This is a genomic window from Nocardioides korecus, assembly GCF_054778395.1.
Map to the genome: position 1 here is coordinate 136283 of NZ_BAAGZO010000007.1, position 23707 is coordinate 159989.

General features: G+C 72.3%; 22 protein-coding genes. 6 read left to right on the plus strand and 16 right to left on the minus strand.

Features of this window, described 5'->3' with window-relative positions:
- Positions 1–30 precede the first annotated feature (30 nt).
- The 7 genes from prcA to ACYVDA_RS15115 form a co-directional block, all read right to left on the minus strand.
- Positions 31–801 carry a proteasome subunit alpha gene (gene prcA / locus ACYVDA_RS15085; RefSeq protein ID WP_460819237.1) on the minus strand — a complete coding sequence of 257 codons (771 nt, stop codon included), beginning with the start codon at positions 799–801 and terminating at the stop codon, positions 31–33.
- Complete coding sequence (prcB, locus tag ACYVDA_RS15090; protein WP_460819238.1) at positions 798–1640, minus strand: proteasome subunit beta; 843 nt, start codon at positions 1638–1640, stop codon at positions 798–800. The genes prcA and prcB overlap by 4 nt, the downstream gene beginning before the upstream one ends.
- Before the next feature lie 6 nt (positions 1641–1646).
- Positions 1647–1847 carry a ubiquitin-like protein Pup gene (locus ACYVDA_RS15095; protein WP_460819239.1) on the minus strand — a complete coding sequence of 67 codons (201 nt, stop codon included), beginning with the start codon at positions 1845–1847 and terminating at the stop codon, positions 1647–1649.
- A 109-nt stretch (positions 1848–1956) separates the two neighbouring features.
- Positions 1957–3465 carry a depupylase/deamidase Dop gene (dop, locus tag ACYVDA_RS15100; protein ID WP_460819240.1) on the minus strand — a complete coding sequence of 503 codons (1509 nt, stop codon included), beginning with the start codon at positions 3463–3465 and terminating at the stop codon, positions 1957–1959.
- A gap of 52 nt (positions 3466–3517) precedes the next feature.
- Complete coding sequence (gene arc / locus ACYVDA_RS15105) at positions 3518–5260, minus strand: proteasome ATPase (RefSeq protein ID WP_460819241.1); 1743 nt, start codon at positions 5258–5260, stop codon at positions 3518–3520.
- Positions 5261–5400: 140 nt separating this feature from the next.
- Positions 5401–6432 (minus strand): tRNA (adenine-N1)-methyltransferase, encoded by a 1032-nt coding sequence (locus ACYVDA_RS15110; RefSeq protein ID WP_460819413.1) that lies wholly within the window; start codon positions 6430–6432, stop codon positions 5401–5403.
- Between the two features lie 44 nt (positions 6433–6476).
- Positions 6477–7643 (minus strand): M50 family metallopeptidase, encoded by a 1167-nt coding sequence (locus ACYVDA_RS15115; RefSeq protein ID WP_460819243.1) that lies wholly within the window; start codon positions 7641–7643, stop codon positions 6477–6479.
- Positions 7644–7727: 84 nt separating this feature from the next.
- On the opposite strand from ACYVDA_RS15115, the gene ACYVDA_RS15120 reads away from it, so the two are divergent.
- Positions 7728–8612 carry a RecB family exonuclease gene (locus tag ACYVDA_RS15120; RefSeq protein ID WP_460819244.1) on the plus strand — a complete coding sequence of 295 codons (885 nt, stop codon included), beginning with the start codon at positions 7728–7730 and terminating at the stop codon, positions 8610–8612.
- Positions 8613–8663: 51 nt separating this feature from the next.
- Here ACYVDA_RS15120 and ACYVDA_RS15125 read toward each other — a convergent pair whose 3' ends face one another.
- Complete coding sequence (locus ACYVDA_RS15125; protein WP_460819245.1) at positions 8664–9329, minus strand: HAD family hydrolase; 666 nt, start codon at positions 9327–9329, stop codon at positions 8664–8666.
- Between the two features lie 31 nt (positions 9330–9360).
- The gene (metH, locus tag ACYVDA_RS15130) at positions 9361–13161 is read right to left on the minus strand and encodes a methionine synthase (RefSeq protein WP_460819246.1); all 3801 of its coding nucleotides are present in this window, start codon (positions 13159–13161) and stop codon (positions 9361–9363) included.
- Between the two features lie 206 nt (positions 13162–13367).
- Between metH and ACYVDA_RS15135 the strand changes: the two genes are divergently transcribed.
- Complete coding sequence (locus ACYVDA_RS15135; RefSeq protein WP_460819247.1) at positions 13368–14225, plus strand: PAC2 family protein; 858 nt, start codon at positions 13368–13370, stop codon at positions 14223–14225.
- 1 nt (position 14226) lies between these two features.
- On the opposite strand, the gene mshC is transcribed toward ACYVDA_RS15135, so the two are convergent.
- Genes mshC through ACYVDA_RS15155 form a run of 4 tightly spaced genes read right to left on the minus strand, consistent with a single transcriptional unit; the run spans position 14227 to position 17683 of the window.
- Positions 14227–15507, minus strand: coding sequence for a cysteine--1-D-myo-inosityl 2-amino-2-deoxy-alpha-D-glucopyranoside ligase (mshC, locus tag ACYVDA_RS15140; protein ID WP_460819248.1), 1281 nt, complete (start codon positions 15505–15507; stop codon positions 14227–14229).
- Positions 15508–15533: 26 nt separating this feature from the next.
- Positions 15534–16319 (minus strand): SCO1664 family protein, encoded by a 786-nt coding sequence (locus tag ACYVDA_RS15145; protein WP_460819249.1) that lies wholly within the window; start codon positions 16317–16319, stop codon positions 15534–15536.
- 16 nt (positions 16320–16335) lie between these two features.
- Positions 16336–16947, minus strand: a complete 612-nt coding sequence (locus ACYVDA_RS15150; RefSeq protein WP_460819250.1) for a DUF3090 family protein — start codon at positions 16945–16947, stop codon at positions 16336–16338.
- Between the two features lie 10 nt (positions 16948–16957).
- The gene (locus ACYVDA_RS15155) at positions 16958–17683 is read right to left on the minus strand and encodes an MSMEG_4193 family putative phosphomutase (RefSeq protein WP_460819251.1); all 726 of its coding nucleotides are present in this window, start codon (positions 17681–17683) and stop codon (positions 16958–16960) included.
- Positions 17684–17722: 39 nt separating this feature from the next.
- Here ACYVDA_RS15155 and corA point away from each other — a divergent pair, with 39 nt between their 5' ends.
- The gene (corA, locus tag ACYVDA_RS15160; protein WP_460819252.1) at positions 17723–18703 is read left to right on the plus strand and encodes a magnesium/cobalt transporter CorA; all 981 of its coding nucleotides are present in this window, start codon (positions 17723–17725) and stop codon (positions 18701–18703) included.
- 3 nt (positions 18704–18706) lie between these two features.
- On the opposite strand, the gene ACYVDA_RS15165 is transcribed toward corA, so the two are convergent.
- The gene (locus ACYVDA_RS15165; RefSeq protein WP_460819254.1) at positions 18707–19534 is read right to left on the minus strand and encodes an undecaprenyl-diphosphate phosphatase; all 828 of its coding nucleotides are present in this window, start codon (positions 19532–19534) and stop codon (positions 18707–18709) included.
- 89 nt (positions 19535–19623) lie between these two features.
- Between ACYVDA_RS15165 and ACYVDA_RS15170 the strand changes: the two genes are divergently transcribed.
- Both ACYVDA_RS15170 and ACYVDA_RS15175 read left to right on the plus strand, forming a co-directional pair.
- On the plus strand, positions 19624–20586 hold the full coding sequence (locus ACYVDA_RS15170; RefSeq protein WP_460819255.1) for an aldo/keto reductase: 963 nt from the start codon (positions 19624–19626) through the stop codon (positions 20584–20586).
- Positions 20583–20828 carry a DUF5703 family protein gene (locus ACYVDA_RS15175; RefSeq protein ID WP_460819256.1) on the plus strand — a complete coding sequence of 82 codons (246 nt, stop codon included), beginning with the start codon at positions 20583–20585 and terminating at the stop codon, positions 20826–20828. Before ACYVDA_RS15170 ends, ACYVDA_RS15175 begins: the two co-directional genes overlap by 4 nt.
- Positions 20829–20838: 10 nt before the next feature.
- Here ACYVDA_RS15175 and ACYVDA_RS15180 read toward each other — a convergent pair whose 3' ends face one another.
- Together ACYVDA_RS15180 and ACYVDA_RS15185 are read right to left on the minus strand one after the other, a co-directional pair.
- Positions 20839–22161 (minus strand): M20/M25/M40 family metallo-hydrolase, encoded by a 1323-nt coding sequence (locus tag ACYVDA_RS15180; protein WP_460819257.1) that lies wholly within the window; start codon positions 22159–22161, stop codon positions 20839–20841.
- 28 nt (positions 22162–22189) lie between these two features.
- Positions 22190–22552, minus strand: a complete 363-nt coding sequence (locus ACYVDA_RS15185; RefSeq protein ID WP_460819258.1) for a hypothetical protein — start codon at positions 22550–22552, stop codon at positions 22190–22192.
- Positions 22553–23010: 458 nt separating this feature from the next.
- Here ACYVDA_RS15185 and ACYVDA_RS15190 point away from each other — a divergent pair, with 458 nt between their 5' ends.
- Positions 23011–23694: a M23 family metallopeptidase gene (locus ACYVDA_RS15190; RefSeq protein WP_460819259.1), complete on the plus strand. Its 684-nt coding sequence runs from the start codon at positions 23011–23013 to the stop codon at positions 23692–23694.
- Positions 23695–23707: the final 13 nt, after the last annotated feature.

A 23707-nucleotide genomic window follows, 5' to 3' on the forward strand; every position in this document is an offset into this window, starting at 1 on the left:
CCACCCTAGGGGGCGGGGCGCAAGATCGGCTCAGGGCGCGACGGGCGGTTCCTCGCCGGGCGAGATCGAGTGGGCGGACCCGGACTCGGCCTGCTCCCCCGCCGGCGCCGCCTCCAGCAGCGTGACCAGCGCGGAATCGGTCAGGCGGCGGAACTTCCGCGTCTGCGTGCGGGTGCGGTCGAGCACCGCGACCTCGAGGTCGCCCGCCGGTATCCGACGATCACCGGAGTCGTTGTGGCCCAGGGCGGCCACGGTCAGCCGTAGCGCCTCGTCGCGGGACAGGCCGGGGGCGTAGCGCTGGCGCAGGTACGTCGTCACCGACTCGGCCGCCCCACCCATCACGGCGAAGTCGTGCTCCTCCACGACCTGGCCGTCGAAGGTGAGCCGGAAGACCTGGTCGTCCTCGGGGCCGTCGCCGACCTCGCCGACGAAGATCTCGATCTCGTAGGGCTTCTCACCGCCGCTGGAGAAGATCGACCCCAGGGTCTGGGCGTAGGCGTTGGCCAGGCCGCGGCCGGTGACGTCGAGCCGGTCGTAGGAGTAGCCCCGCATGTCGGCCAGGCGCACGCCGGCGATCCGCAGGTTCTCGAACTCGTTGTAGCGGCCCACCGCCGCGAACGCGATCCGGTCGTAGATCTCGCTGACCTTGTGGAGCGCGGCCGACGGGTTCTCCGAGACGAACAGGATGCCGTCGGCGTACCGGACCACTGCGACGGAGCGGCCGCGGGCGATGCCCTTGCGCGCGAAGTCGGCCCGGTCCTTCATCAGCTGCTCGGGCGAGACGTAGAACGGCATGCTCATGAGCGACCTCCGGTCAGGGGTGCGTTGGGACCGTCGGGACGCTGCATCCGGGCGGCGACCACCTCGTCGGCCACGGCGGCGACCTCCTCCTGGGTGAGCCGCTCCTGGCCCTCGGCGGTGATCACGCTGACGATCGGGAAGATCCGACGGGCGAGGTCGGGCCCCCCGGTGGCCGAGTCGTCGTCGGCGGCGTCGTACAGGGCCTGGATGACCGCGGTGACGGTGCCGTCGCGGCCGAGGTCGTCGCGGTAGAGCTTCTTCAGCGCGCCGCGGGCGAACATCGAGCCCGAGCCGACCGAGTGGAAGGCGGTCTCCTCGTAGCGACCGCCGGTGACGTCGTAGGAGAAGATCCGGCCGAGCTCGCGGCGCAGGTCGAAGCCGGCGAACAGCGGCACCACCGCGAGGCCCTGCATCGCCATGGCGAGGTTGCCGCGGATCAGCGCCGAGAGCCGGTTGGCCTTGCCGTCCATCGAGAGCGTGGTGCCCTCGATCTTCTCGTAGTGCTCGAGCTCGGTCTGGAACAGCCGGACCATCTCGACGGCCAGGCCCGCGGTGCCGGCGATCCCGACGCAGGAGTACTCGTCGGCCGGGAAGACCTTCTCGATGTCGCGCTGGGCGATCACGTTGCCCATCGTCGCGCGGCGGTCGCCGGCCATCACCACGCCGCCGGCGAACGTCGCCGCGACGATGGTGGTGCCGTGCGGGGCCAGGTCGGCCGCGCTGCCCGGGGGCAGGGCGCGACGCGCGGGCAGGAGGTCGGGGGCCACGCCGGTGAGGAAGTCGGTGAAGGAGGAGGTGCCCGGCGCCAGGTAGGCCTCGGGCAGGCGTGCGTCAGCCATCGGCGCTCACTGACCGCCCTTCTGGATGAAGGACTTCACGAAGTCCTCCGCGTTGACCTCCAGGACGTCGTCGATGTCCTCGAGGATCGCGTCGATGTCGTTGTCGAGCTTGTCCTTGCGCTCCGCGGTCGACTCGGCGGGAGCAGCCGTGTCGTCGGCCTGCTCCTCCTCGTGGGACCTGCGCGGCTGCTTCTGCTCCTGAGCCATGACGACCTCCTGGGCCTGCGGGGACGACCGGTTTCGTCGGTGCTTCGACCCTAGCGGCCCGGGCCTCGGGGTGCGGGGGTGACAGGCCCGCTCGTGCGCGCCCGCTCGTCTAGCGGCGGGTGAGCTCCTCGAACAGCCCCAGGGCGGTGTCGTGACGGTCCAGGAGCTGGCCGACGTGGGCCTTGCTGCCGCGCAGCGGGTCGACGGTCGGCACGCGCTGGAGAGAGTCGTGACCTGGCAGGTCGAAGATCACCGAGTCCCAGGACGCGGCGGCGATGCTGTCGGCGTACTGGCTCAGGCAGCGACCGCGGAAGTAGGCCCGGGTGTCGGTCGGCGGCTCGTGCATGGCCTCGGTGACGGCGGCGTCGGTGACCAGGCGCTTCATCCGGCCCAGCCCGACCAGGCGGTGGTAGAGCCCCTTCTCGGGACGCAGGTCGGAGTACTGCAGGTCGATCAGGTGCAGCTTGGCGTCCGACCAGTCCAGGCCGTCGCGGTCGCGGTAGGACTGCAGCAGCTTGAGCTTGGCGACCCAGTCGAGCTCCTCGGCGCACTCCATCGGGTCGCGCTCGAGGCGGGTCAGCACCGACTCCCACAGCTCCATCACCTGGCGGGTGGGCTCGTCGACCTCGCCGCCGAGCCGCTCGTCGAGGTAGCGCTGGGCGGTGTGGAGGTACTCCCACTGCAGCTGCACCGCGGTCATCTTGCGCCCGGCGCCCACGTCGAGCAGGTGCGTCAGGGTCGGGTCGTGGGAGACCTGCTTGAGCGAGGCCACGGAGTGGGTGACCGCGAGGTCGGCGGTGAGGAAGCCGTCCTCGATCATCGAGAGCACCAGCGAGGTGGTGCCGACCTTGAGCAGCGTCGAGGTCTCGGCCAGGTTGGCGTCGCCGATGATGACGTGCAGGCGGCGGTACTTCTCGGGGTCGGCGTGCGGCTCGTCGCGGGTGTTGATGATCGGCCGCTTGAGCGTCGTCTCCAGGCCGACCTCGACCTCGAAGAAGTCCGCGCGCTGGGTCAGCTGGAAGCCGTCGGAGCGGCCGTCCTGCCCGATCCCGACCCGACCGGCGCCGCAGACCACCTGCCGACTGACGAAGAAGGGGGTCAGGTGCCGCACGATGTCGCCGAACGGGGTCGAGCGGCGCACCAGGTAGTTCTCGTGGGAGCCGTAGGAGGAGCCCTTGTTGTCGGTGTTGTTCTTGTAGAGCAGCAGGTCGCCCTCGCCGTGGACCGAGGCGAACCGGCAGGCGTCGAGCGCGACCTGCTCCCCGGCCTTGTCCCAGGTCACGACGTCGAGCGGGTTGGTGCACTCCGGGGAGGAGTACTCCGGGTGGGCGTGGTCGACGTACAGCCTCGCGCCGTTGGTGAGGATGATGTTGGCCAGCCCGAGGTCCTCGTCGGTGAGCTGGCTGGTGTCGGCGACCTGGCGCGACATCTCGAAGCCGCGGGCATCGCGCAGCGGCGACTCCTCCTCGAAGTCCCACCGCGCGCGGCGGGCCTTGAGCGTGGAGCTCGCGTAGGCGTTGACCAGGCGGGTGCTGGCCACCATCGGGTTGGCGTGGGGATGCCCCTGCACCGAGATGCCGAACTCGGTCTCGGTCCCCATGACGCGGCGCACACTCATGCCGCGACCCTACGTGCGGGTCCGCGAGGAGGTGCGCCGCGTCCGGGTGTGCTCAGAGGTACTGGCCGGTGTTGGCGACGGTGTCGATGGACCGACCCGGCTCGGTGCCCTGCTTACCGGTGATCAGGGTGCGGATGAAGACGATCCGCTCCCCCTTCTTGCCCGAGATCCGCGCCCAGTCGTCGGGGTTGGTCGTGTTGGGCAGGTCCTCGTTCTCCTTGAACTCGTCGACGCAGGCCTGGAGCAGGTGGGAGACGCGCAGCCCCTTCTGGTCCTGGTCCAGGAAGTCCTTGATGGCCATCTTCTTGGCCCGGTCGACGATGTTCTGGATCATCGCGCCGGAGTTGAAGTCCTTGAAGTAGAGGACCTCCTTGTCACCGTTGGCGTAGGTGACCTCCAGGAAGCGGTTCTCCTCGGTCTCGGTGTACATCCGCTCCACGGTCGCCCGGATCATCCCGGCGGCGCAGGCCTCGCGGTCGCCGGAGAACTCGGCCAGGTCGTCGGCGTGCAGCGGCAGCCGGGCGGTGAGGTACTTGGAGAAGATGTCGCGGGCGGCCTCGGCGTCGGGGCGCTCGATCTTGATCTTCACGTCGAGCCGACCGGGGCGCAGGATCGCGGGGTCGATCATGTCCTCGCGGTTGGAGGCGCCGATCACCAGCACGTTCTCGAGCAGCTCGACGCCGTCGATCTCGCTGAGCAGCTGCGGGACGATCGTGTTCTCGACGTCGGAGGAGACCCCGGAGCCGCGGGTGCGGAACAGCGAGTCCATCTCGTCGAAGAAGACGATGACGGGCGTGCCCTCCGACGCCTTCTCCCGGGCCCGCTGGAAGACCAGCCGGATGTGGCGCTCGGTCTCACCGACGTACTTGTTGAGCAGCTCGGGGCCCTTGATGTTCAGGAAGTAGGACTTGCCCTCCTGGCCGGTCTTGGCCGCGACCTTCTTGGCCAGGCTGTTGGCCACGGCCTTGGCGATCAGGGTCTTGCCACAGCCGGGAGGGCCGTAGAGCAGCACGCCCTTGGGCGGCTTGAGCTCGTGCTCGACGAACAGGTCGGGGTGCAGGTAGGGCAGCTCGACGGCGTCGCGGATGGTCTCGATCTGGCCGAACAGACCACCGATGTCGCTGTAGTCGATGTCGGGGACCTCCTCGAGGACGAGCTCCTCGACCTCGGACTTCGGCACCTTCTCGTAGACGTAGCCGGAGCGGGAGTCCAGCAGCAGGGAGTCGCCGGCGCGCAGGGTCTGCTCGCGCAGCGGCTGGGCGAGGCGCACGACGCGCTCCTCGTCGGCGTTGGCGATGACCAGGACGCGCTCCTGGTCGGCCAGCAGCTCCTTGAACATCACGACCTCGCCGACCTGCTCGAACTCCAGCGCGGCGACGACGTTGAGGGCCTCGTTGAGCATGACCTCCTGGCCGCGGGTGAGCGCGTCGAGCTCGACCGAGGGGCTGACGGTCACGCGAAGCTTGCGACCCCCGGTGAACACGTCGACCGAGTCGTCCTCGTTGCGCTGGAGGAAGGTGCCGAAGCCGGTGGGCGGCTGCGCCAGCCGGTCGACCTCCTCCTTGAGCGTGAGGATCTGGTCGCGCGCCTCGCGCAGGGTCGAGGCGAGCCGCTCGTTCTGGGAGGTGACGGCGGCCAGCGAGCGCTGGGTGTCGAGCAGGCGCTGGTCGAGGGCGCGGGAGCTGCCGGGGGCACCGGCCAGCCGGCGGCGGAGCTCGACCACCTCGGCCTCGAGGTAGGACACCTGCGTCCTCAGCTGGGCCGCGCTCGGGTCGGGCGTTGCGGACTCGGACACAAGAACCACCTCCGTGGAAGGTCGTGGATTGCGACCCTACTCGGCAGCGGCGAGATCCCAAGGGGATGCGGTCGTGTCCGGCGAGGCGGATGCGAAGTCGTGACCCGCGGCGGCCCGTCGCGGCCCCCAGAGCCCTCGGCTCAGGGCAGCTGCGTGGTCCGCCGGGTGGGCCGCTCGCCGGCGTCGGCGGCGGCCTCGACGCCGTCCAACGGCAGCGGCGGCAACCCGGAGGGCCGGGGACCGTCGTAGTCGACCCCGTAGGCACCGGGGGCCGGGCGACGCTTCTTCACCGGCGCGCTCTGGCCCGGCGCCATCCGGCGGGCGGTGACCAGGAAGCCGGTGTGCCCGTTCATCTTGTGACCCGGCCGCACGGCCAGCCCCTCGACGTGCCAGTCGCGGACCAGGGTCTCCCAGGGCTCGGGCTCGGTGAACTCGCCGTGGGCCCGCAGGGTCTCGACGACCTTGCCGAGCTGGGTCGTGGTGGCGACGTAGGCGACCACGATGCCGCCCGGCGCCAGCGCCTCGGCCACCGCGTCGACGCACTCCCAGGGCGCGAGCATGTCCAGGACCACCCGGTCCACCGAGCCGGGGCGCTCGGCCCGCGGCAGCTCCTCGACCAGGTCACCGACGGTGAGGGTCCACGCCGGGTGGGAGCCGCCCTCGGGGGCGCCGAAGAACTGGTGCACGTTCTTGCGGGCGACGTCGGCGAACTCCTCGCGGCGCTCGAAGGACGACAGGTGACCGGTGGGCCCGATGGCGCGCAGCAGCGAGCAGGTGAGCGCCCCGGAGCCCGCACCGGCCTCCACGACGCGGGCGCCGGGGAAGATGTCGGCCATCGCCACGATCTGGGCGGCGTCCTTGGGGTAGACCACGGCCGCGCCGCGCGGCATGGAGACCACGAACTCCTTCAGGAGCGGGCGGAAGACGAGGTACTCGCCGCCGTTGGTCGAGACCATCGTGAAGCCCTCGTCACGACCGATGATGTCGTCGTGCTCGAGCGCGCCCTTGTTGGTGTGGAAGCTCTTGCCGGCCTCGAGGCAGATGTTGTGCCGCCGGCCCTTGGCGTCCAGCAGGCGCACCCACTCCCCCACCTGCAGCGGACCTCGGCGTACGCCGGACCAGTCGGGCTGGGGGCCCGGGCCGGCCCCCTGGTCGTCCAGCGGGTCGGTCACCGGGGTGGTCACCGGGGTGGTCACCGGGTCGGTCACTTGGTCGGTCACGTGCGCGGGCCCTCCTCGAAGGCACGGTCGACGTCCGCGGTGGCGAGGACGCCGAGGATGGTGCCGTCGGGCTCGACCAGGAGGTACTCCTCGGCCGGCGTGGACGACATGGCTCGGAGCAGGTCCTCGCCCGCGAGGTCGGCCGGCAGCAGCAGGCCGTCCTCGACGGATCGGGCGAGGGAGGACACGGGCACCCAGGCGCGCCGCTCCTCGGGCAGGGCCAGCAGGGCCGACTCGTTGACGACGCCGGAGAGCCGCTGGTCGGGGGCCTGGACGACGATGGCGCCGGCACCGCGCTCCTGCGCCCGGCGGACGGCCTCGGAGAGGGGGAGGTCGCCGGGCACGAGCACTGCTCGGCGGGCCAGGGGGCGGGCCTGGAGCGCCGGCAGACGGCGGCGCAGGCGGGCGTTGACCATCGACGCGGTCGCGCCGGTCCACAGGAAGGAGGCGACGACCACGACCATGACGTAGTCCAGGACGTCGGGCCGGGTGCCGAGCAGGACCCGGGAGCCGAGTGGCCAGAGCAGCACGAGCACCGCGGCGACCCGACCGCCCCAGGCCGCGGCGATGGTGCCGCGGTGCTGGTCACCGGTCAGGCGCCAGACGCCGGCGCGCAGGACGCGGCCGCCGTCCAGGGGGAGGCCGGGCACCAGGTTGAGCACGCCGACGACCAGGTTGGCCCCGGCCAGTCCCTCGACGGCGACCTGCAGCAGCCCCGGGGGCGTGACCGGGAGCACGGCCAGCGCCAGGCCGCCGACCACGAGGGAGGTGATCGGGCCGACCACGGCGACCAGGAACTCCTGGCCGGGGCGGCTGGCCTCGCGCTCGATCTCGGTGGCGCCGCCCAGGAAGTGCAGGCTGATCGAGCGCACGCCGAGCCCGAAGCGCTGGGCGACGACCGCGTGGGAGACCTCGTGCAGCAGCACGGAGAGGTAGAGCAGGACGGCGAAGGCCAGGCCGGCGACGTAGCGCAGCGCGCCGAGCCCGGGCTGGACCTGTTCGATGCGCGGGGCCAGCAGCACCGCGATCAGCGCTGCGACGATCAGCCAGGAGGAGCGGACGAGGACGTCGACGCCGGCGATGGTGCCGATCCGCCAGGTGCCGGGTGGACGGACCGCCCGCGTCGCGGGACCGCTGCCGCCCCCCTCACCGTCGTCGCTCACGGGCCAACGCTAGCGCGACGGGCCTCCGGGAGCGGGGGCGCCCTGTCGGGCGCAGCTGTCGGGGGTGGGCCCTACGGTGACGGGGTGGACGAGTCAGCACCCCCGTTCGGCGACGGCCGCACGCACGTGGACGGCGTGGACGTGGTCGGCTCGCTCTCCCCGAGCCGGGCCGGCGACTTCCGGACCTGCCCGCTGCTCTACCGCCTGCGCACGGTGGACCGGCTCCCGGAGCGCCCCTCAGCGGCGGCGCTGCGCGGGACGGTCGTGCACCGGGTCCTGGAGCTGCTCTTCGACCTGCCGGTCCCCGAGCGCACGCCCGAGCGCGCCGCCGCGATGGTGCCGGCCGCGTGGGCCGAGGTCCGCGCCGCCGAGCCCGGGGCGGACACCCTGTTCGCGGACTCCCCGGGGCCGCTCGCCGGGACCCCCGACGAGGAGGGGTCGTGGCTGGAGACCTGCCGGAGCAGCCTGAGGTCCTACTTCGACCTGGAGGACCCGCGGCGGCTGGAGCCGGCCGAGCGCGAGACCTACGTCGAGACGGTGCTGGACTCGCGGCTGCTGCTGCGCGGGATCGTGGACCGGGTCGACGTGGCGCCCGACGGGGCCGTGCGGGTCGTGGACTACAAGACGGGACGCTCCCCCTCCCCCGGGTTCGAGGGCCGGGCGCTGTTCCAGATGCGGTTCTACGCCCTGGTGCTCTGGCGCTCGCGCGGCGTGGTGCCGACCCTGCTCCAGCTGCTCTACCTCGCCGACGGCCAGGTGCTCGGCTACCGCCCCGACGTCGAGGACCTGCTGGCGACCGAGCGGCTGCTCGACGCGCTGTGGGTGGCGGTCGGGCACGCCCACGAGACCGGCGAGTGGCTGCCCAACCCCGGCCCCGCCTGCCGGTGGTGCAGCTTCACCGAGCTCTGCCCGGCGTACGGCGGCACCCCGCCGCCCCTCCCGGTTCCCGTGGTGCCCCGGGCGGGCTGACCCGGCGACGCCCCGCCTGACGTCCGGGAGCAGGGGCCAGGACCGCCTGCGTCAGAACAGGCCGAGGAGGTCCTGGGGGCCGAGACCCACCAGGGAGTCACGGTGGACGCGTCGGTCGCCGGTGGGCACCGGCACGTGGTGCGGGACGACGAGGACGTGGCAGCCGGCGGCCGCGGCGGAGGCGGCGCCCGTCGGGGAGTCCTCGACCGCCACCGCGTGGGCCGGCTCGACGCCGAGGAGCTCGGCGGCGCGGAGGTAGGGCTCCGGGTGGGGCTTGCCGTGGGACACCTCGTCGCCGCAGACCAGGACCTCGAACGACCCGTCCGGCAGGGCGGCCAGGACGGGGTCGACGAAACGTCGCCACGACATGGTCACCAGGGCGCACGGCACCGAGGCCTCGCCGAGCGCGGCCAGCAGCTCGCGCGCACCGGGGCGCCAGGGGATCTCCTGCTCGACCATCTCGATCACGCCGTCGAGGAGCTCCTCGACGATCTGGCGCGGGGTGCGGTCGATGCCCATGTGCTCGGCCATGTAGGTCGCCGAGTCGAGCAGGTCACCGCCCACGACGGCCAGGGCGTGCTCGTCGCTCCAGGAACCGCCGTACTTCTCGGCCAGGCGCCACTCGCACGTCATCCAGTAGGGCTCGGTGTCGACCAGCGTCCCGTCCATGTCCCACAGGACGGCCGGGGGCAGCGCACGGGCGTGGTCGGTGCTCACGGCGAGCATCCTCTCAGCGCCCGACGCGCCCTCAGTCCTCCGGGTCGTAGCCGAGGTTGGCCGAGAGCCAGCGCTCCGCCTCGGCCAGGGTCCAGCCCTTGCGCTCGGCGTAGGACTGCACCTGGTCGCGGCCCAGGCGACCCACGACGAAGTACTGCGACTGCGGGTGGGAGAAGTACCAGCCGCTGACCGACGCGCCCGGCCACATCGCCATCGACTCGGTCAGCTCGATCCCGGTGCGCTCGCGCACGTCGAGCAGGTCCCACAGGGTCAGCTTCTCGGTGTGCTCGGGGCACGCCGGGTAGCCGGGGGCGGGTCGGATGCCGGAGTAGCGCTCGGCGATCAGGTCCGCGCCGGCCAGCTGCTCGTCGGGCGCGTGGCCCCACAGCTCGGTGCGGACCCGCTGGTGCATCCGCTCGGCGAACGCCTCCGCGAGCCGGTCGGCCAGGGACTCCAGCAGGATCGCGCTGTAGTCGTCGTGGGCCGCCCGGAACGCCTCGACCCGCTCGCGGCTGCCGAGGCCGGCCGTCACCGCGAACCCACCGACGTGGTCGAGCAGACCCGTCTCCTTCGGGGCGACGTAGTCGGCCAGGCTGCGGTGCGGGACGCCCTCGCGGTGCTCGCCCTGCTGGCGCAGCTGGTGGAGCACGGTGAGGACCTCGGTGCGCCCGGCGTCGCGGTAGACCTCGATGTCGTCGCCGACCGCGCTGGCCGGGAAGAAGCCGATCACCCCGGTGGCGGTGACCCACTTCTCCGCGATCATCGTGTCGAGCATCGTCTGCGCGTCCTCGTAGAGCTTGCGCGCGGTCTCGCCGCTGGCCGGGTTGTTGAGGATGTCGGGGAACTTGCCCTTCATCTCCCAGGCGTTGAAGAACGGCTGCCAGTCGATGTACTGCCGCAGCTCGGCGAGGTCGTAGTCCTCGAACAGGCGCGTGACCGGCCCGCCGTCGCCCTCGGCGACCAGCGCCGGCACCGGAGGGGTGTACGCCGACCAGTCGACGTCGGTGCGGTCGGCCCGGGCGTCCTCGAGGGGCAGCAGCTTGCGCTGGGTCTTGCCCGCGTGGCGCTGGCGCAGCGAGTCGTAGTCGGCCTCGGTGTCGGCGAGCAGCTTGCCGCGCCGGTCGGGCGAGAGCAGCGCCGCGGCGACCGGGACGGAGCGCGAGGCGTCCTTGACCCAGAGCACCGGACCCTTGTAGCGCGGGGTCACCTTGACGGCCGTGTGGGCCCGCGAGGTGGTCGCACCACCGATCAGCAGCGGGATGTCGAAGCCCTGGCGCTCCATCTCGGAGGCGAAGTTGACCATCTCGTCCAGCGAGGGGGTGATCAGGCCGGAGAGGCCGATCAGGTCGGCGCCGACCTCCTTGGCCTTGTCGAGGATCTTCTGCGCCGGCACCATCACGCCGAGGTCGATCACCTCGTAGTTGTTGCACTGCAGCACCACGCCCACGATGTTCTTGCCGATGTCGTGGACGTCGCCCTTGACGGTGGCCATCACGATCGTGCCGTTGGTGCCCTTGGTGTCGGCGAGCGCGGAGTCGCCGGCCGCGATCAGGGCGGCCTTCTCCTCCTCGATGAACGGGATCAGGTAGGCCACGGCCTTCTTCATCACGCGCGCGGACTTCACCACCTGGGGCAGGAACATCTTGCCGGCCCCGAAGAGGTCGCCGACGACGTTCATGCCGGCCATCAGCGGGCCCTCGATGACCTCGATGGGGCGGCCGCCGCGTCCGGCGATCAGCGCACGGAGCTCCTCGGTGTCGGACTCGACGTCGGCGTCGAGACCCTTGACCAGCGCGTGGGTGATCCGCTCCTCGACGGGCAGCGAGCGCCACTCCAGCGCAGCGGCCTCCTGCTTCTCCCCGCTCCCCCGGTGCTCCTCGGCGATCTCGAGCAGCCGCTCGGCCGCGTCGGGGCGCCGGTTGAGCACGACGTCCTCGATGCGCTCGCGCAGGGCGGGCTCGATCTCGTCGTAGACCACCAGCGCGCCCGCGTTGACGATGCCCATGTCCAGACCCGCCTGGATGGCGTGGAAGAGGAACACCGAGTGGATCGCCTCGCGCACCGGGTTGTTGCCCCGGAAGGAGAACGAGACGTTGGAGATGCCGCCCGAGACCAGTGCCCCGGGCAGGTTGGCCTTGATCCACCGGGTGGCCTCGATGAAGTCGACGCCGTAGTTGGCGTGCTCCTCGATGCCCGTGGCCAGGGCGAAGCAGTTGGGGTCGAAGATGATGTCCTCGGCCGGGAAGCCGACCTCCTCGACCAGGATCCGGTAGGCCCGGCCGCAGATCTCCTTGCGGCGCTCGAGGTCGTCGGCCTGGCCCTGCTCGTCGAAGGCCATCACGACGGCGGCGGCGCCGTACTTGCGGCACAGGCGGGCCTGCTCGCGGAACTTCTCCTCGCCCTCCTTCATCGAGATCGAGTTCACGATCGGCTTGCCCTGGATGCAGCGCAGACCGGCCTCGATGACCTCCCACTTGGAGGAGTCGACCATCACTGGGACCCGGCTGATGTCGGGCTCGCCCGCGATCAGCTTGGTGAAGCGGTCCATCGCCGCGACGCCGTCGATCATGCCCTCGTCCATGTTGACGTCGATGACCTGCGCGCCGGCCTCGACCTGCTGGGCCGCCACCGAGAGCGCGGTGTCGTAGTCGCCGTCCTTGATCAGGTTGCGGAACCGGGCCGAGCCGGTGATGTTGGTGCGCTCGCCGATGTTGACGAACAGGGAGTCCCCGTCGATCGTCAGCGGCTCCAGGCCCGAGAGCCGCATCGCCGGGCGCACGTCGGCGCGCTCGCGGGGTGCCGCGCCCGACACGACGTCGCCGATGCGGCGGATGTGGTCCGGGGTGGTGCCGCAGCAGCCGCCCACCAGGTTGACCAGGCCGGCGTCGACGAACTCGGCCAGCACCTGGGACATCTGGTCGGGGGTCTCGTCGTACTCACCGAAGGCGTTGGGCAGCCCGGCGTTGGGGTAGCAGGACACGAAGCAGTCGGCCACCCGGGAGAGCTCGGCGAGGTAGGGCCGGATCTCGGCCGCGCCGAGGGCGCAGTTGAGGCCCACGGCCAGCGGGCGGGCGTGGCGCACGGAGTTCCAGAAGGCCTCGGTGACCTGGCCCGACAGCGTGCGGCCCGAGGCGTCGGTGATGGTGCCCGACAGGATCACCGGCCAGCGGCGGCCGCGCTCCTCGAAGAGCGTCTCCAGGGCGAAGATCGCCGCCTTGGCGTTGAGGGTGTCGAAGATGGTCTCGACCAGCAGCAGGTCGACGCCGCCGTCGACGAGGCCGGCGGCCTGCTCGGCGTACGCCGCGACGAGCTGCTCGTAGCTGACGTTGCGGAACCCCGGGTCGTTGACGTCGGGCGAGATCGAGGCGGTCCGGTTGGTCGGACCGAGCCCGCCGGCGACGAAGCGGGGCCGGTCGGGCTGGTCGGCGGTCACCGCGTCGGCGGCCTCGCGGGCCAGCCGCGCCGCGGCGAGGTTCATCTCGTAGGCGAGCTCCTCCATGCCGTAGTCGGCCTGGGAGATCCGCTGGGCGTTGAAGGTGTTGGTGGCGACCACGTCGGCGCCGGACTCGAGGTACTCCCGGTGGATGGACCGGATCACCTCGGGCTGGGTCAGGCTGAGCAGGTCGCTGTTGCCGCGCACGTCGCTGTCCCAGTCGGCGAAGCGCTCGCCGCGGTAGTCGCCCTCGTCCAGACCGTGCCCCTGGATCATCGTCCCCATGGCGCCGTCGATGACCAGGATGCGCTCGGCCAGGATGCGCGACAGGTCCTCGGTGGCGTCGGGACGCTGCTCGTCGCGCACGCCGGGGCGTTCGGTGGTGGACAGGTCGGTCACGTGGTCTCCGGATCGCTGGGGGCGGTGGTCGAGCGGGGCGCGCCGAGGGTGTCGGGCACCCTCCAGGGTAGGCACTGGACCGAGGAGTGCCCGACCGCTCCCACATCATGACCCCGACGTGAGCGGCGCTCGGTGCCCGAGGACGGCGCCGTGACGGGCGCCGCGTCGTGCTGCGGGTGGTTTCCCCGGCGGCCTAGGGTGTCGGGGTGATCGAGATCGAGGACGTGCCGCGCCTCACCGACCCCGTCATGATCGCCGCCTTCGAGGGGTGGAACGACGCCGCTGGCGCGGCCACCGGGGTCGTGGACCACCTGATCGACGTCTGGGACGCCCAGGTCGTGTCGGTGATCGACCCCGACGAGTTCTACGACTTCCAGGTCAACCGGCCGGTCGTGGGCCTCGACGACGCCGGGATGCGCCGGATCACCTGGCCCTCGACGCAGGTCTACGTCGCGCGGCCGCCCGGTTCCAAGCGCGACGTGGTGCTGCTGCGCGGCATCGAGCCCAACATGCGGTGGCGCCAGTTCTGCGCCGAGCTGCTGGCCTGCGCCGACGACCTGGGGGTTCAGGTGGTCGTGACCCTGGGTGCCCTGCTCGCCGAGACGCCGCACACCCGCCCGATCCAGGTCAGCGGCACCGCGACCGAGCTGGACCTCGAGGACCGGCTCACGCTCGAGCCCGCGACGTACGAGGGGCCCACCGGGATCGTGGGCGTGCTCCAGGACGCCTGCCAGCGCCTGGACATCCCGGCGGTGTCGTTCTGGGCGGCGGTCCCCCACTACCTCCCCCAGCCGCCGTGCCCCAAGGCGACGCTGGCGCTCGTGCAGCACGTCGAGGACATGCTCGAGACCACGATCCCGCTCGGCGACCTCGTCGAGGACAGCCGGGCCTGGGAGCGTGGCGTGGCCGAGCTCGCCGAGGAGGACGAGGACGTCGCGGAGTACGTCCGCAACCTCGAGGAGAGCCAGGACGCCTCGGACCTGCCCGAGGCCAGCGGCGAGGCGATCGCGCGCGAGTTCGAGCGCTACCTCAAGCGCCGCGACCGGCCCGAGCGCCCCGAGTGAGTCAGAGGTCGACGCCCAGCGCGGCGTCGACCATCCGGCGCACGACGTCGCCGGCACCGGCCTCGGACGCGTCGCCCTCCCGCGTGCGCCGGGCCCACCCGTCGACGAGGTCCAGGGCCGAGGCGGCGTCGAGGTCCTCGGCCAGGGCGCCCAGCACCCCGGTCACCAGCTCGGCCGTGGCCGCGCCCTCGGGCCGGTCGACCGCCTCGGACCAGGCGTGGAGGCGCTCCTGGGCCGTGGTGACGTCGGCGTCGGTCCAGCTCCAGTCGCGGCGGTAGTGGTGCGACATCAGGGCCAGGCGGATGACGCGGGGGTCCAGGCCCGACTCGCGCAGCCGGGAGACCAGGACCAGGTTGCCCTTGGACTTCGACATCTTCTCCCCGTCCAGGCCGACCATCCCGGCGTGGACGTAGGCCCGCGCGAACGGGTGCTCCGGGTCGGCGACCTGGGCCTCCGAGGCGCTCATCTCGTGGTGGGGGAAGACCAGGTCGGACCCGCCGCCCTGCACCTCGAAGGCGGCCCCGAGGTGGTCGCGGGCGATCGCGGCGCACTCGACGTGCCAGCCGGGACGGCCGCGGCCCAGGGAGGTGTCCCACGCGGGCTCGCCGGGGCGCTCGGCGCGCCACAGCAGGCAGTCCAGCGGGTCCTTCTTGCCGGGGCGCTCGGGGTCTCCCCCACGCTCGGCGAAGACGACCGCCATCTGGTCGCGGTCCCAGCCCGAGACCTGCCCGAAGGCGGGGTCGTGGGTGACCGAGAAGTAGAGGTCGTCGGCGGCCCCGTCGTCGGACGGCACGGCGTACACGCTGCCCTGCTCGCGCAGCTGCTCCACCATCGCGACCACCAGCGGGATCGACTCCACGGCGCCGACGTAGGCGTCGGGGGCGAGCACCCGCAGGGCCTCCATGTCGGTGCGGAACAGCTCGGTCTCGCGCTCGGCCAGCGCGACCCAGTCCTCACCGTCGCGCTGGGCACGCTCGAGCAGCGGGTCGTCGACGTCGGTCACGTTCTGGACGAAGCGCACCTCGTGGCCGGCGCTGCGCCAGGCCCGGTTGAGCAGGTCGAAGGCGACGTACGTCGCGGCGTGGCCCATGTGGGTGGCGTCGTACGGCGTGATCCCGCAGACGTAGAAGCGGGCCGGGCCCTCCATCGGCGTGACCTCGCGCAGGGCGCCGGTCGCGCTGTCGTGCACCCGGACCGCGGGACCGACGACCCCACCGGGGCCGCCCGAGCCGCCGGGGCCGTCGGGGAGGGACGGGACGGTCGGGGAGGTCCAGGCACGCATGCGCCCGAGACTATCGGCCGGTCACCTCAGAAGGGGGGCCAGGGGATGGCGGGCCAGCCGCCCTCGGGCACCGGGAACCCGCCGGCCCGCAGCAGCCGCTGGCAGCGCCGCGCCACGGCGTCGACCTCGGCCACGGCGAGCAGGTCCTCCAGCCGGTCCCGCAGCTGCGCGTCCGGGCCGGTCAGGCCGTCCAGGACCGACTCCACCCCGGCCCGCTCCTCCTCGGAGAGGGCGTAGCCGGCCCAGCCCCACAGCACCGTGCGCAGCTTGTCATCGACGTGGAAGCAGACCCCGTGGTCGACCCCGTGGCGGTGGCCGCCCGCGATCGGCAGCACGTGTCCGCCCTTGCGGTCGGTGTTGTTCGTGATCACGTCGAAGACCGCCATCCGCCGCAGCGGGGCCGAGTCCTCGTGGACCAGCATCACCGGCTCGTCGCGGGCGCCGGTGGCGTCCAGGACGTGGAGGTAGCCCTCGGGCAGCGGTCCCTCGGCGATCACGTCGACGGCGTCGACGTCCTCCTCGGTGTCCATCCACAGCTGCACCATCCCGGGACCGACCGGGCCGTCACGCAGGACCGTCGGCGGGACGACGTCCCAGCCGAGGTGGTCCGAGACGACCCAGGCGGCGTACTCCCGCGAGGCCAGGGTGCCGTCGGCGAAGTCCCACAGCGGCCGTTCACCCGAGCGCGGCTTGTAGACGCAGCGCAGGCCCAGCGGGCCCAGCTCGGTAAGGAAGGTCTGGTTGGAGGCCGGCATGATCCGGCCCACCACGGTCAGCTCGCCGTCGAGCAGGACCCCCGGGTCGGGCGCCATCGCAGCGGTCCCCGACCTAGCTGTTCGGGCCGAGGGGGCCTGCGGTGCGCCGGAACCCGTTGGCGCGCGGGCACAGGTGGCCCCCCGCGTCGACCGGCCCCCCGCAGAACGGGCAGGGCGCGCGTCCGGCGGCCACGACCGACTCGGCCCGCGCCGCGAACGAGCGCGCCATCGCGGCCGGCAGCCGGACCAGCAGCACCTCGTCGGGCTCGGGCTCCTCGATCGGGAGGTCGATCAGCTCCTGCTCCGCCGCCTCGACCGGCAGCTCGACCTCGACCTCGACCACCGGGAAGACCTCGATGACCACGCGCTCGTCCTCGAGGTCCCACGACAGCGTGATCGTGCCGGCGCGGAACTCCTCCTCGATCGGCTGCTCGAGGGGCTCGACGTCGATCAGGTCCACGGGGGTCATGGCCGGGACGGTCCCGCGGGTGTCCTCGGTGGCGATCAGCTCGTCCAGCAGCTCGGCGACGCGCTCGCCGAGGATCTGCACCTGCTGCTTCTCCAGGGCCACCGAGGTGACCTGGGCGCCGGAGCGGGCCTGCAGGAAGAAGGTGCGGGCACCGGGCTCGCCGACGGTCCCGGGCACGAAGCGCTCGGGAGGGTCGTAGCGGTGGATGACGGGCATGGGCTCGACTCTAGGCGGTGGGGGCGGCGGTGCCCGAGGTGGTCGGCGTCTCCGGACCGGCTCCCCCGCCGACCACCGCGTCGCTGGTGCGCGAGCGCCGGCGGCGCGGCTTGGAGGCCAGGTGCGTCAGGGACCCGGAGTGGGAGTTCATGGTGACCACGAACGCCCGGTGGGGCGTGTAGCGGACGACCGACAGGCTCGCGGGATCGACCGTGATCCGCTGGAAGGCGTCGAGGTGCATCCCGAGCGCGTCGGCCAGGATCGCCTTGATCACGTCGCCGTGGGAGACCGCCAGCCAGACCGCGTGCTCGCCGACCTCCGCGTCGAGGGCGGCGTCGCGGTCCCGCACGGCCGACACGGCCCGCGCCGACATCTCCGGCATCGACTCCCCGCCGGGGAAGCGCACGGCCGAGGGCTGGGCCTGCACGGTGCGCCAGAGCTTCTCCTTGGCCAGGACCTTGAGCTCGCGCCCGGTCCAGTCGCCGTAGTCGCACTCCAGCAGCCGGTCCTCGAGCTGGGCGACGTGGTCGGGGGCCAGCAGGGCCGAGGTCTCCTGGCAGCGGTCGAGCGGGCTGGAGACGACCGCGCTCAGGGTCAGCCCCGTCAGGCGTCCGGCGGCGGTGGCGGCTTGCTGCTGCCCGGTCTCGTCGAGGTGCACGCCCGGACTGCGACCGGCCAGCACGCCCGTGGCGTTGGCGGCGGTGCGTCCGTGACGCGCGAGGATCACGGTGGCCATGGGGCCAGAGCGTACGTCCCACCCCTTAGCCTGCTGCCTGTGATCGTGGACAACGCGCTGTACCGCCGGGGCGAGCGGGTCGAGGTCGGGTGCGAGACCCACGACCTGGCGAGCGTTCGCCGCCGTGCGACCGAGGCCGACGACTTCGCCTGGGTGGGCCTGCACGACCCCTCGGCCGAGGAGCTCGCGGCCGTCCAGGAGCTCTACGACCTGCACCCCCTCGCGGTCGAGGACGCCCTGCGCGCCCACCAGCGCCCCAAGGTGGAGAAGTACGACGAGTCGCTGTTCATCGTGCTCAAGACCCTCTGGTACGTCGACGAGCAGGACGCCGTCGAGACCGGCGAGATCAGCCTCTTCGTGGGCCACGACTTCGTGATCAGCGTCCGTCACGGCGAGGGCGGCGGGCTGACCGGAGCCCGCCAGCACCTCGAGGAGACCAGCAGCGTGCTCCAGCACGGTCCCTCCGCCGTGGTCTACGCGGTGTGCGACGAGGTGGTGGACCGCTACGAGCGGGTCGCCGCCGAGCTCCAGGAGGACGTCGACGAGGTCGAGCAGTCGGTGTTCTCCACCGAGCGCACCAACGACTCCGCCCGCATCTACGTCCTCAAGCGCGAGCTGGCCGAGATGCGCCGCGCGGTGATGCCGCTGCGCGAGCCGATGAACCGCTTCTCGGTGGGCGCCGTGCGTGGGGTGCACGAGGAGGCGGCGCCGTACTTCCGCGACGTGGCCGACCACCTGAGCCGGGTCGCCGACGAGATCGACGGCCTCGACCAGCTGCTCTCGACCGCCTTCGACGCCCACCTGGCGCAGATCTCGATCCAGCAGAACGACGACATGCGTCGCATCTCCGCGGCCGTCGGCCTGGTGGCCGCCCCCACCCTGGTGGCGGGCATCTACGGCATGAACTTCACGCACATGCCCGAGCTGGGGTGGCTCTACGGCTACCCGATGGCGCTGGGACTGATGCTGCTCAGCTCGCTGACCGTGTTCGTGATCAGTCGCCGCGCCGGCTGGCTGTAGCCCTCAGGTCGCCGAGACCACGCCGGCGCCGAGCAGGACCAGCAGGCCCAGGCCGACCACGACGCGGTAGGGCACGAACCAGGTGATGGCGTGCCCGGCGACGAAGCGCAGCAGCCACGCGACGGCGGCGTACGCCACGACGAAGCTGACCAGCGTGCCGACCACGGTCGGGCCGACGCCGATCGAGCTGTGCAGGGCGTCCTTGAGCTCGTAGAGCCCGGCGGCGGTGAGCGCCGGGATCGAGAGGAAGAAGCTCAGCCGGGTGGCGGTGACGCGGTCGAGGCCGCGCAGCAGGCCGCCGGAGATGGTCGCGCCGGAGCGCGAGACGCCGGGGACCAGCGCGAGGCACTGCATCAGGCCGACCACGATGGTGTCCTTCATGGTCAGCTCGCGCTCGCCGCGCTCCTGGCGGCCGTGGCGCTCGGCGTACACCATCGCGGCGCTCCAGACCACCAGCGCACCACCGACCCACCACAGCGAGCGCAGCGGGCCGGAGATGACGTCCTTGCCCAGGAAGCCGATGATCCCGATCGGGATCGAGCCGACGATGATGTACCACCCGAAGCGGTGGTCGAAGTGGCCGCGGTACTCCGGCTTGACCAGGCCCTTGGCCCAGGCCACCGCGATGCGGGAGATGTCTCGGAAGAAGTAGAGGATCACCGCGAAGATCGCGCCCATCTGGATCACGGCGGTGTAGGCCGTGACGCCCGGGTCGTCGACCTTGAGGCCGAGCATCTTCTCCACGATGGTCAGGTGTCCGGTGCTGGAGACCGGGAGGAACTCGGTGAGTCCCTCGACGATCCCGAGGATGACGGCGTCGATGTAGTTCATGGCGGTCCACACCCTAGGGCCGGCGCCTTGCGAGAACATGACGGCGAGCCGCGGCACGCCGGTGACGGCCCGGTGGATACCTTTTCGCCATGCAGCAGCGGTTCCTCGGCGCCACCGGCCTGTCCGTGTCGCGCCTGGGCCTGGGCACGATGACGTGGGGCCGCGACACCGACGAGCACGAGGCGCGCGAGCAGCTCGTCGCCTTCCACGAGGCCGGCGGCACCCTGCTCGACACCGCGGCCGGCTACACCGACGGCGACTCCGAGCGCCTGATCGGCTCGCTGCTGGGCGACGTGGTGCCCCGCGACGAGGTCGTGCTCGCCACCAAGGCCGGGATCGGCCGGCGTGCCGGCGAGCGCTTCACCGACGCCTCCCGCGGTCACCTGCTTCGCTCCCTGGACGCGTCGCTGGCCCGGCTCGGCGTCGACTCGGTCGACCTGTGGCAGGTGCACACCTGGTCCGACGACGTGCCGCTGGAGGAGACGCTGTCGGCGCTCGACCTGGCGCAGAGCAGCGGGCGGGCGGCGTACGTCGGGATCAGCAACTACACCGGCTGGCAGTCGGCGCAGGCCGCCACCTGGCAGCGGGCGGTCCACGGTCGCGCCGGACTGGCCTCCCACCAGGTGGAGTACTCCCTGCTCAACCGGTCGGCCGAGGCCGAGGTGCTCCCCGCGGCCCGGGCCCTGGGGCTGGGTGTCCTGCCCTGGTCGCCGCTGGGCCGGGGGGTGCTGACCGGGAAGTACCGCCACGGCACGCCCGCGGACTCGCGGGCCGCCTCCCCGCACTTCTCCTCCTTCGTGGGGCGCTACCTCGACCCCGGCTCGCACGGGGTGGTCGAGGCGGTGTGCCGCGCCGCGGACGGCCTGGGATGGACTCCGCTCCAGGTGGCGTTGGTGTGGGTGCGCGACCGCCCCGGCGTCACCGCACCCGTCGTCGGGTCGCGCACCGCGGCCCAGCTCCGCGGTGCCCTCGAGACCGAGGGCCTGACCCTGCCCCCCGAGATATCGCTGGCTCTCGACGACGTCTCCTCCTCACGGAAGGACCCCGCATGACCTCGGCCAAGGCCCGCAAGCTCGAGCACCGTCGCGCCCTGCGCCCCGGCGTGGAGTACGAGTTCGACAAGCTGCTGATCTCCCGCGAGCACTCCCGCAGCGCCGTCACCCGGATGCTCGTGGACCGGGCCGAGCACGGCGGGTGGGAGCTGGACCGGCTCCGGATCACCCCCGACGGCACCCGGCGCGTCCAGCTGCGGCGGCGGATCATCCGCCAGCAGCCGATCGCCTTCGTCCTCTAGGGGCGCCGCCCTACAGCTTGCCGAGGAAGCGGTCGAAGACCCGGGCGCCGAACTCGAGCGCGTCCACCGGGACCCGCTCGTCGACACCGTGGAAGAGCCCGGTGAAGTCCAGGTCGTCGGGCAGGCGCAGCGGCGCGAACCCGAACGCGCGCATGCCCAACTTGGTGAAGTGCTTGGCGTCGGTGCCGCCGCTCATCAGGTAGGGGGCCACGATCCCCTCCGGGTCCTCCTCGAGGATGGAGGCCGTCATCGCGTCGGCCACCGCTCCGTCGTACGCCGTCTCGAGACCGTCCTGGAGGCTGTCGAAGGTGATCTCGACGTCGGGACCGACCAGCTCCTGCATCGTGGCCACGAACTCGTCCTTGAGGCCCGGCAGGAAGCGGCCGTCGATCCGAGCGGTGGCCTGGCCGGGGACGACGTTGACCTTGTAGCCCGCCTCGAGCATCGTGGGGTTGGTCGTGTGGGTCAGCACGGCGCCGATCATCCTGGCGGCGGGTCCGAACTCCTCGACCAGCTCGAGCGCGTTGTCGGGCGTCGCCTCGACGCCGGCGAGCTCACCGACCGAGGCCAGCAGGGTGCGCATCGTCGGGGTCAGCTGCACCGGCCAGACGTGGCGGCCCACCCGGGCCACGGCCTCGGCCAGGGAGGTGACGGCGTTGTCGGGGTGGCGCATCGAGCCGTGTCCGGCGTGGCCGCGCGCGGTCAGGCGCATCCAGGCCATCCCCTTCTCGGCCGCCTCGACCAGGTAGAGCCGTCGGCCCCGCACGGTCGTGGAGAACCCGCCGACCTCGCCGATGGCGTAGGTGCAGTCCTCGAACCACTCCCGCTTGGCCTCGACCAGCGGACCGGCGCCACGGTGGCCACCCGCCTCCTCGTCGGCGGTGAAGCACAGCACCAGGGGCCTGTCGGGGACCACGCCGGCCCGGGCGCGTGCCCGGACCGTGGAGAGCAGCATGGCGTCGAAGTCCTTCATGTCGACCGCACCGCGGCCCCACACCATGCCGTCCTGGACCTCCCCGCTGAACGGGTGGACCTGCCAGTCGGCGGCGTCCGCGGGGACCACGTCGAGGTGGCCGTGGACCAGGACGGGATCACCGGTGCCGCCACCCCAGCGGGCCAGGACGTTGGTGCGCCCGGGCTCGGACTCCCACAGCTCGGCCTCGATGCCGACCTCGTCGAGCAGCGACGCGACGTGCTCGGCGGCCTTGCGCTCGCCGGGACCCTCGGCGTCGCCGTAGTTCGTGGTGTCGATGCGGATCAGGTCGCGGCAGATCTCCGTGACCTCACCCGCCGGGTCGTAGGCGCCGGAGGGGTCGGGAGAGGGAGTGCTCATGGACCCATCCTGCCCCAGCGGTGGGCCCCTAGATCAGGTGACGGGCCCCGGCGCGGGCGGTCATCGAGCGGGGCGCGGCCCAGTGGATCGACCCCTGCTGGGTGATCACCCCGAGCTGGAGCACCTCGGCGACGGGACGGTGGCGGGTGGTCTCCCACGACTTGGCGTGGTGCCAGCTCTCCTCGAAGACCTGGATCTCCAGGACGGTGGTGCCGGGCACGGACCGCTGCACGGTGCGCTCGCACCACGCGCGGGCCGAGGCCATGTCGGGCCAGCGGCGCTCGACCATCACCTCTTCGAAACCGTCGTCCTCGGGTACACGCATCTGCAGCCGCCCGAGGGCGGTGCTGCCGATGCCCGGCCCCGAGGCGGGCGTGTACGTGTCGTCCATGGACGAAAGGCTAGGGCTCCGGCGCCCGCGACGGGGCCTCCGGACGGCGAAGACCCGCCACCTGTCTAGCCCGGCTGGGCCCGGATGTTTGTGGCGGAGGTCCCTGGGCACCTCGGAGGAGGTCCCAGCCAGATCATGCGTCCCGGCCGGTGTGACCTCCGTCGCGTTCCGCACCGAGGCTGAGCGTGGACCGCCCGCCACGACGTGACTGCGGTCACCTTGGTTGACGCCTCAACTTGCACTCCCCCGCCCCACCTGGCTCACTGGATGACCGTGCAGCCGCACCCAGCGGCGCACGACGCGACATGACACCCAGCCCGGTGCGGGAAGCGCCTTCTGCTCGTCCCCGCCCGCGGTGCCCCCGATGGAGACCTCTGACGAGCAGGCTGCGCGCCTCTGGCGCGCCGGCGTCTCGGGACGCACACAGCCGCCGCGGCGCCGCGAGGAACTCACCTGCCATGCCTCCTCATCTTCGTCCCACCACGCCCTCCTACCGTCCGACCCACCGGCGTTCGCGCCGCCCCCGCCTCTCGGCGGCCACGGTCGTCGCCGGCGCCGTGGCCACCTGCCTGGTCGTGCCCGCTGCGGCCGCGACGGCCAACGCGAGCAACGCGGGCGGTTCCCCCGACGACCGGACCCCGTCGCAGTCGCGGGTCCTGTCCCCGGTCGGCCTCGCGAGCCTGGTCCCGCCGGCCACGGTCGTGGCCGGCCAGCGCCTGGTGGCCAAGCCCCCGCCGCCGCCCCCGTGGGTGCTGCCGGTCACCGGCTACCACCTGACGGGCCGCTTCGGCCAGGTCAGCGGCCTGTGGGCCACCGTGCACACCGGCCTGGACTTCGCCGCGCCCGAGGGCACCCCGATCCACTCGATCGGTCCCGGGGTCGTGGTCTCGACCGGCTACGAGGGCGCCTACGGCAACAAGACGGTCGTGAAGCTCGACGACGGCACCGTGCTCTGGTACTGCCACCAGAGCCGCTTCGGGGTCGAGGCCGGTCAGCGCCTGGCCGCCGGCGAGCTGCTGGGCTACGTCGGCTCGACCGGCAACGTCACCGGCGCCCACCTGCACCTCGAGGTGCACCCGCACGGCCAGGACCAGGCGATCGACCCGGCGATCTGGCTGCCCGAGCACCACCTGCACCCCTGAGCCGCACGACCCG

Bases quoted from the DNA above. Each gene is read 5' to 3' on its own strand.
- prcA (WP_460819237.1), bottom strand. From the start codon at position 801: ATGAGCATGCCGTTCTACGTCTCGCCCGAGCAGCTGATGAAGGACCGG.
- prcB (WP_460819238.1), bottom strand. From the start codon at position 1,640: ATGGCTGACGCACGCCTGCCCGAGGCCTACCTGGCGCCGGGCACCTCC.
- ACYVDA_RS15095 (WP_460819239.1), bottom strand. From the start codon at position 1,847: ATGGCTCAGGAGCAGAAGCAGCCGCGCAGGTCCCACGAGGAGGAGCAG.
- dop (WP_460819240.1), bottom strand. From the start codon at position 3,465: ATGAGTGTGCGCCGCGTCATGGGGACCGAGACCGAGTTCGGCATCTCG.
- mshC (WP_460819248.1), bottom strand. From the start codon at position 15,507: ATGCGTGCCTGGACCTCCCCGACCGTCCCGTCCCTCCCCGACGGCCCC.
- ACYVDA_RS15145 (WP_460819249.1), bottom strand. From the start codon at position 16,319: ATGGCGCCCGACCCGGGGGTCCTGCTCGACGGCGAGCTGACCGTGGTG.
- ACYVDA_RS15150 (WP_460819250.1), bottom strand. From the start codon at position 16,947: ATGCCCGTCATCCACCGCTACGACCCTCCCGAGCGCTTCGTGCCCGGG.
- ACYVDA_RS15155 (WP_460819251.1), bottom strand. From the start codon at position 17,683: ATGGCCACCGTGATCCTCGCGCGTCACGGACGCACCGCCGCCAACGCC.
- ACYVDA_RS15165 (WP_460819254.1), bottom strand. From the start codon at position 19,534: ATGAACTACATCGACGCCGTCATCCTCGGGATCGTCGAGGGACTCACC.
- ACYVDA_RS15170 (WP_460819255.1), top strand. From the start codon at position 19,624: ATGCAGCAGCGGTTCCTCGGCGCCACCGGCCTGTCCGTGTCGCGCCTG.
- ACYVDA_RS15175 (WP_460819256.1), top strand. From the start codon at position 20,583: ATGACCTCGGCCAAGGCCCGCAAGCTCGAGCACCGTCGCGCCCTGCGC.
- ACYVDA_RS15180 (WP_460819257.1), bottom strand. From the start codon at position 22,161: ATGAGCACTCCCTCTCCCGACCCCTCCGGCGCCTACGACCCGGCGGGT.
- ACYVDA_RS15185 (WP_460819258.1), bottom strand. From the start codon at position 22,552: ATGGACGACACGTACACGCCCGCCTCGGGGCCGGGCATCGGCAGCACC.
- ACYVDA_RS15190 (WP_460819259.1), top strand. From the start codon at position 23,011: ATGCCTCCTCATCTTCGTCCCACCACGCCCTCCTACCGTCCGACCCAC.